Raw genomic sequence first — 14,979 nt, 5'->3', positions numbered from 1 at the left:
GAAGGCTGATATCCGACATTTGATAGATTCTGTTGATCAGGCTCCTGGCTAAAATTCGCGATATCTTCCTGCGCTGGTGGGGCGACTTCACCCTGCAAACCCGACTCATGGCCGGGGCAACGCTGGTGGTGTCGCTGATTACCAGTGCCCTCACCTTTTGGGCGGTCAACACCATCCAAATGGATGCCCGCCTCAACGACACCCGCTTTGCCCGCGACCTGGGGCTGCTGCTGGCCGCCAACGTGGCACCCCTGGTCAACGAGGCCGATCGCACCGAGCTGGCCCGCTTCTCCTACAGCTTTTACCAGAGCACCTCCAGCGTCCGCTACATGCTCTACGCCGACGAGAACGGCGATATCTTTTTTGGTATTCCCTTCTCTGAGGCGGCGGTGCAGAGCTCGCTGACCCTGAGGCGGCGCATGCAGCTGCCCGAGGGCTATGCCCAAAACACCGATCGCCCCCTGGTGCGCCAGCACCTCACCCCCGCTGGGGAGGTGACCGATGTGTTTGTACCCCTCAACTACAACGGCACCCACCTGGGGGTGCTGGCCCTGGGCATCAACCCCAACCCCACTGTAGTTGCTTCCTCCCACCTGACCCGAGATGTCACCATTGCCGTGTTTGTCTCGATCTGGGTGATGGTAATTTTAGGCGCGGTGTTCAACGCTCTCACCATTACCCAGCCAATTAAAGAGCTGGTGCTGGGGGTCAAAAACATCGCCGCCGGAAACTTCAACCAGCGCATTAATTTGCCCCTGGGGGGCGAACTCGGCGAGCTGATCTACAGCTTTAACGACATGGCCGAGCGCCTTGAGCGCTACGAAGAGCAAAACATTGAGGAACTCACTGCCGAAAAGGCCAAGCTCGAAACCCTGGTCTCGACCATTGCCGACGGCGCTATTTTGCTCGACAGCGACATGCACGCGGTGCTGGTCAACCCCACCGCCCGCCGCATTTTTGGCTGGGACAATCAGATTCTAGACGGCAAAAATATTCTGGAGCATTTTCCTGGCCCCGTGCGGGTGCAGCTGACTCGGCCCCTGTTTCAGGCGGTCAAGGGCGAGGCGGAAGCGATGGAGTTTCGGGTGCCGATCACCGAGCCCAGCAGCCGCACCCTGCGGATTTTGCTCAATACCGTGCTCGACCAGGCCAAGGAAAACGTCAAGGGTTTGGCTATCACCGTGCAGGATATTACCCGCGAGGTAGCCCTCAACGAGGCCAAGGCCCAGTTCATCAGCAATGTGTCCCACGAGCTGCGTACGCCGCTGTTCAACATCAAGTCGTTTATCGAAACTCTGCACGAGTACGGCGAAGACCTCAGCGACGGCGAGCGCAAAGAATTTCTCGAAACTGCCAACCACGAAACCGATCGCCTCACCCGCCTGGTCAACGACGTGCTCGACCTGTCGCGCCTGGAGTCGAGCCGCCAGTACCAGCTCGAAGCCGTTGACATCATCCAGCCCATCGAGCAGACCCTGCGCACCCACCGCCTCAACGCCAAAGACAAGCAGATTCAGCTTTTGCAGGATGTAGAGCCGGATCTACCCCCGGCTTTGGGCAACTATGACCTGCTGCTGCAAGTGTTTAGCAACCTGGTCGGCAACGCCCTCAAGTTTACTGAGTCTGGCGGTCAGGTGATGCTGCGGGCGCATCAGATCATTCCCCCGGGCGATAACCCGGCTGAAACGGGTTTTATTCGCGTCGAAATTTCTGACACCGGCATCGGCATTGCCCCCGAAGATCAGCAGGCCATCTTCGATCGCTTCTTCCGGGTCGAAAACCGGGTTCACACCCTGGAGGGCACCGGCCTGGGCCTCTCGATCGTCAAAAACATCATCGAAAAGCACAGCAGCCAGGTGCATTTGGTCAGCGAAGTGGGCATTGGCACCACGTTCTGGTTTGACGTCGCCGTCTGCCAACCCGAGGCGATCGAGGTAATGGCTCAAGAAGTCGCCCACCACGAAGCTGGCAAAGACCTGGCGATCGCCGCCATCAGCCCTTCCTCCTCGGATGTCTCGTTGACTTTTCCTAAACCCGATTCAAAGTGAATTCTGTTTCCGCCATGGGAAGTATGCGTTACGCAGTTGTGATTCATAAAGATGAAAACAGCGATTACGGCGTGACCGTGCCAGATTTGCCGGGCTGCTTCTCAGCGGGGGAAACATTGAACGAAGCGCTCTACAATGCTGCTGAGGCTATCAACTGCCATATAGAAGGGTTACTCGCTGATGGTGAGGTTCTGCCCGAACCAAGATTTTGCGAGGATCTTTGGCAGAGTTCTAACTATGCTGATGGGTTCTTTTCCGCTGTTGTCAGCTCAACCTTGCCTTGCATTTAACACCTCCACAACATAGGAAAGACGTTCAGTCCAGGCCGGAACAAACCACTATATCTAAGCCGTGAGGTTTAACCAGGGCTGCAATTGCTCAAACAGGTGTTGAACCAACGCCAAGTCCTTCACGCCGGGGCACTGCTCAACACCGCTGGAGAGGTCGATGCCGTCGGGCTGGAGCGTCGAAAGCGCGGTGGAGATGTTCTCAGGAGTTAGCCCTCCGGCCAGCATCCACGGGCAATCGGGCCTGAACGACACCAAGGCATCCCAATCCAGCGTTAACCCAGTGCCGCCGAGCTGCTGGGGGTGGTAGGCATCGAGCAGCAGCGCATCGACGTAGGGGGCATAGGTTTCGGCCCGCGCCAGGTCGGCGGCGGTGCGAACGCGAATGGCCTTGATCAAGAAAATACCCGGCAGCTCAGCCAGAAGCTGCTGGCACTGCTCTGGAGTTTCTTGGCCGTGGAGCTGAATGTGGCTGAGGCGGGCCTGGCGGGCGATGGCAGCCATCTCGGCCAGGGGGGCATCGGCAAAAACGCCCACGGTTTTGGTCACGACCCCCGCCGCGTTTAGGGCCTGGGTGATGTCAGCCAGGGCGGCGGGAGACAGGTAGCGGGGCGACTGGGGCACGCAGATAAAGCCCAGATGGGTGGCACCGTGGCGGGCGATCGCGATCGCCTGCTCCGCCTGAGTAATGCCACAAATCTTGACCCGCATGTTAACTCTGTTAAACATTCCGTTAGGTATGTGTCGCTGGATTTTTATAATCCAACCATGCCCAAAGCCTGGTGCCCCTGGGCTGAGCGCTTGGCGATCGCCGTTAAATTTGCTTCTCAAGCCTGGTTTTACTGCTCAAGCCCCAATTTTAGACCTCTAGCGGAGAAATAACATTGCTGTTTTCTACCCTGCTTGCCGCCTATACCGTGCCCACCACCCCAGAGTGGTCCTTTAAAGTGGCGCTGATCATGATTACCTGCAACCTGTTTGTGCTGGCCATTGGCAAGTACGCCATTCAAAAGCCTGGAGTGGGTCCGGCGCTGCCCGTCAGCCTGCCCATGGTGTTTGAAGGGTTTGGCCTGCCTGAGCTACTGGCGATCGCAAGCCTGGGCCACATCCTTGGCGCTGGCATGGTGCTGGGCCTGGGCAACGCCGGGCTGCTCTAGCTACCCAGAGACTCCTGCAACGATCCCTCCAGCAGCCTCTGTCCGACGACTTGATGGGGCGATTGATAGAATAAAGCCATACCCCAGGCCCGATCGCCCTAGTGCTCACTAGATGCCATCGGGTCTGGCTTGGTTTTTTACAGCAACTATTGGGAGCTAGGCAATGCAATCCAGCTGGCGTGTCGGAGCTATTTTGGGGATTCCCCTGTTTGTCGATAGCTCCTGGTTCATCATTTTGCTGCTGGTCACTGTCTCCTACGGGCTAGAGCCCAGCTGGCACTCGGCCTGGGGGAATCTGGCCTGGGTGATGGGCTTTGCCCTGGCCCTGCTGCTGTTTGCCTCGGTGCTGCTGCACGAGCTGGGCCACAGCATTGCCGCCAAAACCCAGGGCATTGCGGTCAACTCCATCACGCTGTTTTTGTTCGGCGGCATTGCCTCCATCGACAAAGAATCTAAAACCCCCGAGGATGCGCTCAAGGTGGCGATCGCAGGCCCGTTGGTCAGCTTTGGCCTGTTTCTGCTGCTCACTGCCGTCTCCCAGATTCCGAGCCTGCCTACCCCGGTGAGCGTGATCACCGGCAGCGTCGCCCAGATCAATCTGGTCCTCACGCTGTTCAACCTGATTCCCGGCCTGCCCCTGGACGGGGGCCAGGTGCTCAAGGCCCTGGTGTGGAAGGTGACGAACAGCCGCATCAAGGGCATTCGCTGGGCGGCGCGCTCGGGTCAGCTGCTAGGCTGGCTAGCGATTACCTTTGGCCTGGTGATGGCGCTGGCCTACCAGGCGTTTTCTGGCTTCTGGATTGCCGCCATTGGCTGGTTTGCCCTCCGCAATGCCGCCGCCTACAACCAGGTCACCAACCTGCAAGAGGCCATGCTGGCCCTCACAGCCGTTGACGCAATGGCCCGCGACTTCAAAGTGGTGGATGCCAACATGTCGCTGCGCCAGTTTGCCGACACCTACCTGCTCGATGAGAACCGCGCTCCGGCCTACTTTGCCGCCTCCGACGGACGCTACCGAGGGCTGGTCAGCGTCGATGACATGCGGGCGATCGAGCGCAGCCAGTGGGAAACGCTGCCCCTCAGCCACATTGCCAAGCCGCTGCTAGATATTCCTTCGGTGCGGGAGGGCACGCCGCTGACCGAGGCCATCGATCAGCTCGAAGCGCTAGAGCTGGCGCGGCTGACGGTACTCACCCCCGCCGACGCCGTGGCGGGCACGATCGATCGCGGCGACGTGGTGCGCGCGATCGCCGATCGTCTGGGCCTGCGCGTCTCCCCCGCAATGATTCAGCGCATCAAGGAGGAAGGGCAGTATCCGCCGGGGCTACAGCTGCCCTCGATCGCCAAATCGGTCATCGAAGAGGCGCGGGCTTAACCGTAGCCCTTGGCTTTCTCCGCCAGATCTCTCTGCTTGAACGGCTTCGCTCAGCCGCCAGTATCTTCAGTAGCTGAGCGGAGTCGAGCTACCGACGGGAGAAGCCACCCAAAGGACTTAGCCCATGCCAAATTCGGCTATCAGCGCCTCGTCCGAGTCGTCGGCGATGGTGGCCACAATGGTCAGGATGCGAGAGATTTCGGCGGCGGAAATATCTTTTAGGATGCGGCTCGAAATCACCAGCACCTGATCCCCAGAGATGCCAAAACGGGCCTCCAGGGTCTCATTGCAGTTTTTCTCTAGCAGCCGCTTCATCAGCTTAGGCTCGTCCTTAGCGGGCAGCCGCAGCACGGGCGACCACGCCGTCAGCGTGTCGGTCTCGGTTTCGCCAGTCAGCTGCACATATACGTCCACGCTGCCGTACTTAAACCGCCACAACCGGCCCTCAGGGGGGTGGCTAACCATGGCCCCATCTCCCTGGTCAAGGCTAGCGATCACCGCCTCAATGGTGTCTACGTAAGGAGCCGACTCCAGTTCATCCGCAGACAGTGAGCTGGCGTAGGACAGTTCCGTATCGATCGCGTCATTAGCCATGACAAACCCTTGGTTAGCTGTTGAAAAAACTATTGTAAGACCAGTCTGCAACGTACAGAATAGCGAGATTAATCCCTGGGCTTCGAAGAAGACAGTGGCCTTCGGTTGGCCCGCCGCTGGGCAGCGGTAAGGCCTCCCCAACTGTATCCTCTCGCGCTTTTTCTGGCTATCCCCCAATGCTATCGGGGGCAGGCTGGCCCAGTCAAAGGGCCTGGGTCAGCCGGCTGCTTCGATCTGCTCTTGAAACTGGTCTTCGAGGGTATCAAAGCTGTAGTCTCTCACCTCGGGCACCTCGGGGGGCACCTCAAACCCGGTGATGGTGCAGGCCTGGCGGCGCTCAGCCCGCGACGAGTAGCGGCAGAGGTGCTCGATAAAGTGAAACACCACCTTGGGGTCAGACCACTTCATCTCGGCCCGCTGTTTGAGAATAATCAGCGCCTCTTTGTCGCTCATGGAGCTGCGCCACCCTTTGCGCTGGCGGCACGACACCCAGGCGTTGAGCACCTGAAAAATACGGGCCAGCGAATTTTGCGGAATCGCCCGCAGGTGGTACTGATCTAGCACGTCGGCCACCTCAGCCAGACCCGCGTCTCTGGCCAGTTGGGCACTTTCCCTAAACAGCACCTCCATCTGCACAATGGCGTCGCGGTGGTCGAGATACTCTTGCTTGAGGCTTTGATCCTCGAGGTAGATGGCCCCCAGATTTTTAAAGTGGGCGGCTAAAAACAGGGTTTTTTTGTCGCGATCGCTGAGGCCCGCAATGGTGCCGTAGGCCAAACACAGGTCGGCCAGAAAGATCGATTCTTCAAACAGCCAGGGCTGCCTACGCTTAAGCAGACTGCGCAGCAGTTTAATAAAACTGTGGAAGCTGGGGTAGCTCATGGGTCAAGGGTTCCCTGGGAGGGCCTGCGGCAAACAAGACAAATATGACCAGTATGACCAGACAGAGCGCTGCAGGCTTTGTAGAGCACCAGTGGACTAGGGATCCGGTGGATACATTGGCCAGCTACTCCAACGGAGAGTGCTGCCGCCTTAGCGCGCACCCAACCTCGGTTGCCGAATCAGTGGAGCCGGGGTAGTCATTGTTTTCAGGGAACACCCCAAGTTTAAGCCAAAACCAGGCGGCGGGCGCGGGTCGGGCCGCATCTCCAGACGTGGCCGGCGGCGGCGGGCGGTTGGACGTTGCATGGGCGCTGATCTAGGGTACCCATCCCAAGGAGGTCAACCAGTCGGCCAGGCCGTTTAGGATCAGCTGCACCCCGATCGCCATCACAAACAGCCCCAGCAGCCGACTCATGGCCTGAATACCGCTGGCCCCCAGCACCTTGAGCAGCAGCGTGGACGATCGCAGCGACAGAAAAATCACCAGGCCAATCAGCCCAATGGCGGTGGCGATTGCCAGCAGGTTGATCGCCGTAGAGGCCGAGAGATCGCCCCCAGCCTGGGCCGCCAGGCCAAGGGTAACGGCGATCGCCCCTGGTCCCCCCAGCAGCGGTATGGTCATGGGCATAAAGGAGATGTCCTTGTGCTCGCCGATGCGCTGCACGGCTTCCTGGTTGTCGATGTCGGTGAGTTTGGGGTCAGAGTTCATCGCCCGCCAAGCGGCGTGGAACACGACAATGCCCCCGGCGATGCGCACCACCGCCAGGGACACGCCAAAGAACCGCAGCACGCTGCCCCCCACCAGCAGGGTGCCAACCAGCAGCACCACCACGTTGCGGGCAATGTGCAGGGCATAGCGATGGCGCAGGCTAGCGGGCACCCCAGCTGTGAGCACCAAAAAAATCGGCACGCTGCCAATCGGGTCTACTACCGGAAACAGGGCGGCAATGGTGCCCACCACAAAATCAAAAAATACGCGCACCGCTGGTTCGCCCGTCACAGATCGTTGCCCCAGGATACCGCGTGCGGTCGGCTCGTTCAGTTATCTGGGTGGCAGTCTACGATCGGCAGAGGGAGGACCCTATCCATTGATGCCGGTGGCTATGGGACCGGATTAGCGAAGCAGGAATGGCCTAATCCAAAATCGCCAATCCAAAATCCGCAGTGGTTACGGCCCAGCGCCCTAGCGCTCCACTAGCTGGGGGCGGCTCGACTGGGGCGGGTTCAGCTCGATGGTAGCGACCACCTGGCCGTGGTCAGACTGCCAGGGTTCAATACTGTCTTCCAGCAGGGTTTGGTCAAAAATATGGTCGTTGAAGACCGAAACGTAGGTGACCCGGCCAATGCGATCGCGGTTTTGGGCCGAAAATTCTTCGCTCACCATGATGTGGTCGAGACTGTCGTAGTGGCCGTTGTGAATGTGGGTGTAGTAGTGGTCGCCGTAGCCGAGCCGGGCCTGAATGTCTTTGACCTGGTACAGCAGCACGTCCCACACGGGGGCTTTTTTGCGGTAGGGCCAGCATTCCCAGGGGGGCTGTCCGGCCACAATCTGGGTGGTGACGGCGGTGTGGTTGTCGTTGACATCGCCGACCACAATCACGGGATAGTTGCGATCGCGCAGCCCCTCCATCAGCAAAAACCGCAGGGCGGCCGCCTCGGCGGTGCGGCGAATCAGCGATCGGGCGTGGCCCTTGGCGATTTCGACCGGGTCGCTGCGATCAACGCCGTTGGCCATCATGGGCCGCTTCGACTTCAAATGCACCACAAACACGGTGCAGTGAATCGTTTCGCTCAGGGCCAGATCCACCGCCAGCACCGGGTGGGAAAACCGCCGAATCGGAATTTCGGCCCCCTCCAGATCGAGGATGCTCTCCGGCGGAAATTCGTCGTACACCCGCTGCCCCACCACCGGAAAGTTGGTCGCCAGGGCCAGCCCCGGCCCGCGCCCAAACCCCTCCGCCATCACAATCTCGTGCTGCTGGTGGTACTCGCTGCGGTGCAGCGCCTCCTTTAGCGCTCCCCGGTGAAACACTTCCTGAAAGCCGCAGATGTCTACCCTCATGCGATCGAGCTGTGCCCCAATCCATGTGAGTTTCTTGAGGTAGTCGGTCTGGGAATAGACTTCGCCCTGGTAAAACTCCCGCTCGGGCAGCATCAGATTGTTGAGGTTGAAGGTGCCGATGCGAAACTGGTTGCGTTCCATAGCTGCCGCTGTAGGGGGAAGTGCCCCTAAGCATACCGCTGCCGCTTTGATCGGAGGTATAGCCTTAACCTGTCAGACGCTAGTAGTAGTTGCCGACCTTGCGGTGGTGCACGGCGGTTTGGCTCTCGGGGTCAGATACCTTGCCGTCCTGTACCGTGCAGTAGACGATCCAGTGGTCGCTCACCTCCATCCGGGTGGTGACTTCGCACTCCAGGTAGGCCAGGGCATCGGCCAGCAGGGGCGAACCGTTGCTGGCGGGGCGGGTGCGCACGCCGGCAAAGCGATCGGCGCCAGGGGCAAACCGCTTGAGAAAGTGCTTCATCAGGCCCAGGTGCTTGCCCTCTTCGAGGATGTTGAGCACAAAGGTGTCGCCCACCTGCATCAGCGATTCAATGGCGCGATCCTTGGCCACCGCCACCGTAAAGCCCAGGGGCTGGAAGCTGGCTTGAGACACCCAGGAGGCCAGCATGGCGCTAGACAGCTCGCCCTTTTGGGCGGTGATGATATAAAGTCCGCTGCTGATCCGGCCCAGGGCTTTCTCCAGGTCGGCGTCTAGAGATTTGAGCTTCTTCATTTTGTTGGCCTGGGCAAGACCCTGGCCCAGGTCGGTGCCCGCCTCTTCACAAGATTGGTAAACCCCTTCGGTGGGGGTGTCTTTGATGCGAATGGGAGCAAAGGCTGCAATCAGCTCCAGGTCCTGAAATTTGTTGGCCAGCGGGTCTACGGGTTCGTCGTCGCCGCCGTAGGACTCAAACAGGCCGATGGTTTGCTTGCCGTGCACCGCCGCCAGAATGGTGCCTAGGGTCGTTTGGGTTTCTTGGGCGCCGCTTCCGGAGGCGGGAGGCATGCCAATGACCAGGCCCTTGGCGCGGCCCACCAGTTCGGTCACCTCCTGGGGATCGGCGGAGCGCATGTCCATCATTTCGACGGCGACGCCGGTTTTGGTGATGCCGCGAGCGATGGACTGGGAGAGGCGATCGCTAAATCCGTAATCCGACACGTAGAACACCGCCACCAGATCTTCGGCCTTGGCCTTCTCCTGGCTCCAGCGCCGATAGCGCCCGGTGAGTTCTTCCACGTTGTAGCGCAGCAGGGGGCCGTGGCCCGTGGCCACCATCTTCACCGGGGGTAGGGCATCCATCCGCTTCATGGCGCCCAGCACCGATCGCGCGTTGGGGGCCATCAGGCACTCGTAGTAAAAGCGAAAATCGGGGGAAATAACCTCTAAGTCTTCGTCGTAGGTGGCGTCGCTGCAAAAGTGCAGGCCAAAGGCATCGCAGGTAAACAGCAGGCCAGTTTTGTGGTCGTAGGTGAAGATTGTGTCGGGCCAGTGCAGGTTGGGGGCGCTGACAAACTCCAGGGTATGGCCGTTGCCCAGCTCCAGGGTGTCGCCGTTTTTGACGACGAGGCGCTCAAAGGGGCGGTGCACCAAATCTTCGAGGAACGTGATGGCCACCTTAGCGCCCACCACCACCGCCTGGGGAGCCAGCTCCAGCACGTCGCGCACCAGGCCGCTGTGGTCGGGCTCAGTGTGGCTAATCACCAGGTAGTCGATGGTTTTAGGGTCGATTTCGCCGGTCAGCGTCTTTTGATAGAGCTCCCGAAACTTGGCGTGGGAGGTATCGACTAAGGCCACCTTCTCGCCGCGAATGATGAAGGAGTTGTAGGTGGTGCCGTTTTGCAGGCCAAACTCAATGTCGAAGCGATCGCGATCCCAATCCAAGGAGCGAATGGTGGTGGTGTCGTCCGCCACCGCTTCGACTTGAATGGTGAGGCGCTTTTGCGCTGGGGCCGCTACAACCATGGAGAACCTCCTGCAAAACTTAGGTGCTGCCAACCAAAGGCTTGAGCTTTATGCTTTGGGTCTAGCAATTAAAACGCTTCTAACGTTTCTTAATATCTCTATTCTCGCTTTAAACCCGGGGGCTGGGGGTTAAAATCCCTTATCACTTCAATTGCAATTGGTAACCATTGACAATAGTTAATGGCAGGTTCCCGCCTCTGAGTCAGGCCTGGGCCATCCAAAACCCGCCCAAACCATTCTGCCGCTGTTCTCTACGCCGTACCGCCTATGCTGTCTCCCACCGGAGCTTTGGTCGTAGAACCCACCGCCGACGGGTCGAAGACGATGTTCTCAGAGGATTTTGGCGAGTGGTTTCACAGCCGCCAGGGGGCCTACACCGAAGCCTACACCACCTACGTCGAGGCCGTCGATCTGGCTAGCCTGGCTCAGGCCTCTACCCTGACCCTGCTGGATGTGTGCTATGGCCTGGGCTACAACACGGCGGCGGCCCTGGAAACTATTTTGCGGGTCAACCCCGCCTGTCGGGTGCGGCTGGTGGGCCTGGAGCTAGACCCCCGCGTGCCCCGCCAGGCCGTAGACGATGGGCTAATTGACGGCTGGCCTACCCCGGTGCAGGACTGCCTGGCAGATCTGGCGGCCACCGGGCAGGCCCAGCGTCCCTGGCTGGAGGCGACGCTGCTGTGGGGCGACGCCCGGCAGCGCATCCAGGAGCTGGAAGGGGTAGAATTTCAGGCCGATGTGATTTTCTTTGATCCGTTTTCGCCGCCCCACTGCCCCGAGCTGTGGACGGTGGACTTTGTTCGGCGGGTGGCGACCTGCCTGCATCCCCAGGGCAAGCTGGTTACCTATTCCTGTGCGGCGGCGGTGCGAACGGCGTTTCTGCTGGCCGGGCTGTCGGTTGGCCCGGTGAATGCTGCGGGCCGCCGCTGGCCGGGTACTCTGGTTCAGGCAAGTTCCCTGGGGCTGGCGCCGCTGTCGGCCCAGGAGCAGGAGCATTTGCTCACCCGGGCGGCGGTGCCCTACCGGGATCCAACTCTCCGCGACAGTGCCGCCGCCATTCGCCAGCGCCGGCAGCAGGAGCAGGCGGTTTCAGGCTTAGTACCGACGGCGCACTGGCGCAAGCGGTGGCTGCCCCCGCGTGAAAAAGTTTCCCCGCCTCGATAGGCTAAAGATTCGTGCCCTTTGCTGGTTGTTGCCACCCTCAGGTTGTTGCTGTGCTTTACCGAAACTCTTTGCCGCCCCGCGTGCTTGTCGTCGATGACCATGCCCCCAGCCGCATGACCGCCGTTGCGCTTCTGTCGGTAGACGGCTACCAGGTGGCCCAGGCCGACTGTGGGCAAAGCGCCCTTTACAGCGTCTTTCAGCACCAGCCCGATCTGATTTTGCTGGATGTGATGATGCCCGGCCTGGACGGCTTTGAGGTGTGTCGGCAGCTCAAGGAGAATGAAAATACGCGGCTGATTCCGGTGGTGTTTGTGACGGCCTTGGGCGATCGCGAGGCCAGGCTGCGGGGGATTGAGGCGGGCGGCGACGACTTTTTAACCAAACCCTTTGACCAGCTGGAGCTGTCGGCCCGAGTCAAGTCGCTGATTCACCAAAAGCGCCTCAACGAAGATCTGGACCACGCCGAAAAGGTTCTGTTCTCCATTGCCCGCACCATCGAGAGCCGCGACCCCAATACCGGCGACCACTGCGATCGCCTCGTCGTTCTGGGCCGCAGCTTTGGCGAATACCTGGGGCTGAGTCCGATCAACATTCGCGATCTGGCCTGGGCGGGCTATCTCCACGACATTGGCAAGGTCGGCATTCCCGATGCGGTGCTGCTCAAGACTGGCCCCCTCAGCGGGGCCGAGCGGGCCGTTATGGAGCAGCATGTTGCCATCGGGGAAACCATCTGCCGCCCCCTGCGCACCATGCAGGGGGTGCTGCCCGTCATTCGCCACCACCATGAGCGCTGGAACGGCAGCGGCTACCCCGACGGGCTGACCGGAGCGGCTATTCCTCGGCTGGCGCAGATTTTTCAGCTGATTGATATTTTTGACGCGCTGACCCACGATCGCCCCTACAAACCCGCCTTTTCCCTGGAAGATTCCCTGGACATTATGCGCCAGGAGGTAGAGCGAGGCTGGCGCGACCCCGCCCTGATGGCTCAGTTTGAGGCCTTTATTTGCGATTACCTGCCCCAGGCCGCCGCTGACCCAGAGGGCGCCGCTGCGCCGTCGCTCAGGCATCGGTGCATTCAGCCAGGGGCCGTGGCCGATTGATTAATTCTGGCGGCGGGCCAGGCCCATCTGGGCCTGCATTTCGAGGTAGTTGGGGGTTTGGGCCGTGGTGGCGCTGAGGCTGCGAATGCTGCCGAGGATGGGTTTGGTGGCATCAAAGGCGGGGTCATTGTGGAGATCAAACACCTGGTAGGCCAGGGCCAGGGTGGCACCCACGTTGAGGTAAAAGTAGCCGTTGTTCGGGTCAGGAAACCCCGCCGTGGCCTGGTCAAACAAAAAGAAATCGGCCAGGGGGTCGCGGGGCGAGGGAGCCAAAACCTGCGCCATTGGCACCACGCCAGAGGTGAGGGCCAGAGTGTCTGCGGTCACCCAGCCGTGGCTGCCCACGCTGAGCGCGGGCTGGTCCTCGTTTTCGCTCGTCAGCAGCTCCCAACTGGTGACGGGCTGCCGATTGACGGTTCTGGGGTGGGCCGAGACGCCGAAGCCTGCCACCAGGTCATCGACAGCGGCCAGGGTACTTTCGGCGGTGGGGCGATCGCTCGTCTGCACCAGCAGCCCCAGCCCCAGGTACTGCAAGGGGCCGCCCTCGGTGGGAAAGGCCGCGATCGCCACTTCCCCGTCCATCCAGCCAAAAACGTCGCGATCGAGGTCTAGCCCGGTGGCCAGGGTAAAGAAGGAGCGGGCGCTGGCCAGCCCCTCGCGGGTGACATCGCTGGCCGCCTCCAAAACGCGGGTGACATTGTGCCAGAGTCCGGCCAGGTTGCGTCCGCTCATGACCAAAAACGTGGCGGCGGGCAGCAGCGCCAGGGGGCTGTCGGCGTTGGCCACGGTGGGGGTAAGGCCAAAGGTAAAGGGCGCCGCGTCGTAGTAGTAACGGCCCCGAAACTGCATACCCGCCGCCTGGGGGTACACCAGCGCCTCCAGGGTGCCGCCAAAGTTGAGCGATCGCAGCGTCTCTATATCGAGCGTGGGGGTGGGCGGCAGCGGCAGCGGCAGCGGTAGGTCAGGCAGGCCCGCCGTAGAGATGTCGTAGTTGAGTAGCTCCAGGGCGTTGCCGTAGACCGCAAACAGCGCTCGGCTCCGCTGCCGGTTGACCAGGGTGCGCTGAAACTCCCGGCTATCCGCCAGCGATGGGGTGCCCTCTGCCTGGCGCAGATATTGCTCAATGGCGGCTGGGGTTTCTGCGGTGACCACAGCATCGGGCAAAAAAGCTACGGCCAGACCCGTCGGCCCAAATTTTGGCAGCGGCAGCGGCACCTCCACCTCAAGGTTCTCGGGACCAGTATTCTCGGGACCAGTGTTCTCGGGACCAGTGTTCTCGGGACCAGTATTCTCGGGACCGGTATCCTGGGGGGCAAGGCTCTCCGGTGACTCAGACCCTTTAGGCCGAGGGCTGGCGGTGAGGGGCAGACCGACGCCACCGCTGAAATGCAGTACCTGAGTCTGGATCAAATCCCCTGAGGCTTGGCCAGCCCCTTCTTCTAGATTGACTGGAAGCGGCGGAGTTTCGTCGTCGCAGAGTTCTGCCTCGGCTTCGGCAGGGCCACAGGCCGATCCGGGTTCGCCCTCGGGCCAGTCCTCTGGGGCAGGGGCGGGCCAGAAGTAGATGTCGGTGCCCAGGGCGGAGGTGATTTCAGGATCATCCCCCTGGATCTCAAAAAAGGTGCTGCGAAAATGCTCGAAGCCTTCACTACTGGTCACCGGGGCCACCATGACGGCGTGGTCGGCGAAGGCCGCCGCTGCGTCGGGCGGGGCAGGCAGCAGAGCGACCACCGCTGTATCGCCCACCCAGGGGGCAATGTCGCTCTCAAAATCAAAGCCGTAGGGCAGGTAGGGCAGCCCCGGCAGGTGAGGGCTGAGTCCCTGCTCCTCTTCTAAAAGCTTAAAGAGCTGAAACTGGTTGAGCTGGCCCCAGGTGTCGGCGGTGGTGTCGATCAGCATCACCAGGGCGGTGTTTTGGGGCAGGTGGTGCCACAGGCTGGCTTCATCGGCGCGGGTTGAGGGTGCGCCTGTAGCTAGCCCCGCGCTCACCAGCCCCACTGGAAGAAGGCGTTTCCACGCTTGCCTATGCCTGCCCATAGCTGCCTGTGCTCCGTAATGCTTTTCTATCAATACCCGAGCACTGGGACTAAGTTTGTAAAGATGCAGGTTTTTGTTTACGTTCTCTGGGTCGATGGTAACGGAGGTGAGGAGTAGGAAAGCAAAGCCTGCTGTTGGGGTTATTTGCTGCCTGATTTCTGCGCTTGCCTTAGTAAACGTTTGAAGCCAAGCCTGCCGCCGGGGGAATTTCGTTTTCCCCGGCCCCCCTCGACCAGGGACGTCGCCCCCACTGGGGCGCAAACAAACATCGGTCGCCCTGGACCCAACGGAAAGGAGGGGTTGATCATCGGTTTAAACCCCTGTTCTG

Annotated in this window: 13 protein-coding genes; 6 read left to right on the top strand and 7 right to left on the bottom strand. The window is 60.6% G+C overall.

From position 1 onward, the window contains the following. The first annotated feature begins 32 nt into the window (after positions 1 to 32). Together nblS and LEPTO7104_RS42300 are read left to right on the top strand one after the other, a co-directional pair. Positions 33 to 2,048, top strand: a complete 2,016-nt coding sequence (gene nblS, locus LEPTO7104_RS0110730; RefSeq protein WP_017298579.1) for a two-component system sensor histidine kinase NblS — start codon at positions 33 to 35, stop codon at positions 2,046 to 2,048. Beyond that, the gene (locus LEPTO7104_RS42300; RefSeq protein WP_264308162.1) at positions 2,045 to 2,338 is read left to right on the top strand and encodes a type II toxin-antitoxin system HicB family antitoxin; all 294 of its coding nucleotides are present in this window, start codon (positions 2,045 to 2,047) and stop codon (positions 2,336 to 2,338) included. Before nblS ends, LEPTO7104_RS42300 begins: the two co-directional genes overlap by 4 nt. 54 nt (positions 2,339 to 2,392) lie before the next feature. Here the strand turns inward: LEPTO7104_RS42300 and LEPTO7104_RS0110720 are convergent, their stop codons facing one another. Then, positions 2,393 to 3,046: a phosphoribosylanthranilate isomerase gene (locus tag LEPTO7104_RS0110720; protein WP_017298578.1), complete on the bottom strand. Its 654-nt coding sequence runs from the start codon at positions 3,044 to 3,046 to the stop codon at positions 2,393 to 2,395. Between the two features lie 173 nt (positions 3,047 to 3,219). Between LEPTO7104_RS0110720 and psaK the strand changes: the two genes are divergently transcribed. Further along, complete coding sequence (psaK, locus tag LEPTO7104_RS0110715; RefSeq protein WP_017298577.1) at positions 3,220 to 3,492, top strand: photosystem I reaction center subunit PsaK; 273 nt, start codon at positions 3,220 to 3,222, stop codon at positions 3,490 to 3,492. Positions 3,493 to 3,655: 163 nt separating this feature from the next. Further along, positions 3,656 to 4,867, top strand: a complete 1,212-nt coding sequence (locus LEPTO7104_RS0110710) for a site-2 protease family protein (RefSeq protein ID WP_017298576.1) — start codon at positions 3,656 to 3,658, stop codon at positions 4,865 to 4,867. A 117-nt stretch (positions 4,868 to 4,984) separates the two neighbouring features. Here the strand turns inward: LEPTO7104_RS0110710 and LEPTO7104_RS0110705 are convergent, their stop codons facing one another. The 5 genes from LEPTO7104_RS0110705 to LEPTO7104_RS0110685 form a co-directional block, all read right to left on the bottom strand. Next, a complete protein-coding gene (locus tag LEPTO7104_RS0110705; protein ID WP_017298575.1) occupies positions 4,985 to 5,461 on the bottom strand; it encodes a YbjN domain-containing protein in 477 nt (158 codons plus the stop codon). A gap of 216 nt (positions 5,462 to 5,677) precedes the next feature. Continuing rightward, complete coding sequence (locus tag LEPTO7104_RS0110700; RefSeq protein WP_017298574.1) at positions 5,678 to 6,343, bottom strand: HD-GYP domain-containing protein; 666 nt, start codon at positions 6,341 to 6,343, stop codon at positions 5,678 to 5,680. A gap of 316 nt (positions 6,344 to 6,659) precedes the next feature. Then, positions 6,660 to 7,343 carry a MarC family protein gene (locus LEPTO7104_RS0110695; protein ID WP_017298573.1) on the bottom strand — a complete coding sequence of 228 codons (684 nt, stop codon included), beginning with the start codon at positions 7,341 to 7,343 and terminating at the stop codon, positions 6,660 to 6,662. 183 nt (positions 7,344 to 7,526) lie between these two features. After that, positions 7,527 to 8,546 (bottom strand): endonuclease/exonuclease/phosphatase family protein, encoded by a 1,020-nt coding sequence (locus tag LEPTO7104_RS33445; RefSeq protein ID WP_017298572.1) that lies wholly within the window; start codon positions 8,544 to 8,546, stop codon positions 7,527 to 7,529. Positions 8,547 to 8,625: 79 nt separating this feature from the next. Then, positions 8,626 to 10,350: a diflavin flavoprotein gene (locus tag LEPTO7104_RS0110685; protein ID WP_017298571.1), complete on the bottom strand. Its 1,725-nt coding sequence runs from the start codon at positions 10,348 to 10,350 to the stop codon at positions 8,626 to 8,628. A 267-nt stretch (positions 10,351 to 10,617) separates the two neighbouring features. On the opposite strand from LEPTO7104_RS0110685, the gene LEPTO7104_RS0110675 reads away from it, so the two are divergent. Further along, positions 10,618 to 11,514: a tRNA (5-methylaminomethyl-2-thiouridine)(34)-methyltransferase MnmD gene (locus tag LEPTO7104_RS0110675; RefSeq protein WP_017298569.1), complete on the top strand. Its 897-nt coding sequence runs from the start codon at positions 10,618 to 10,620 to the stop codon at positions 11,512 to 11,514. A 50-nt stretch (positions 11,515 to 11,564) separates the two neighbouring features. Then, a complete protein-coding gene (locus LEPTO7104_RS0110670) occupies positions 11,565 to 12,614 on the top strand; it encodes a response regulator (protein WP_225886962.1) in 1,050 nt (349 codons plus the stop codon). Here LEPTO7104_RS0110670 and LEPTO7104_RS0110665 read toward each other — a convergent pair whose 3' ends face one another. After that, entirely contained in the window at positions 12,615 to 14,651 is a 2,037-nt protein-coding gene (locus tag LEPTO7104_RS0110665) for a DUF3352 domain-containing protein (RefSeq protein WP_083887052.1), read from the bottom strand. Positions 14,652 to 14,979: the final 328 nt, after the last annotated feature.

This window comes from Nodosilinea nodulosa PCC 7104 (assembly GCF_000309385.1).
In the GTDB taxonomy this organism is placed as follows: domain Bacteria; phylum Cyanobacteriota; class Cyanobacteriia; order Phormidesmidales; family Phormidesmidaceae; genus Nodosilinea; species Nodosilinea nodulosa.
The sequence above is the reverse complement of the archived record's forward strand: the minus strand, read 5'-3'. Positions and strand labels throughout refer to the sequence as shown.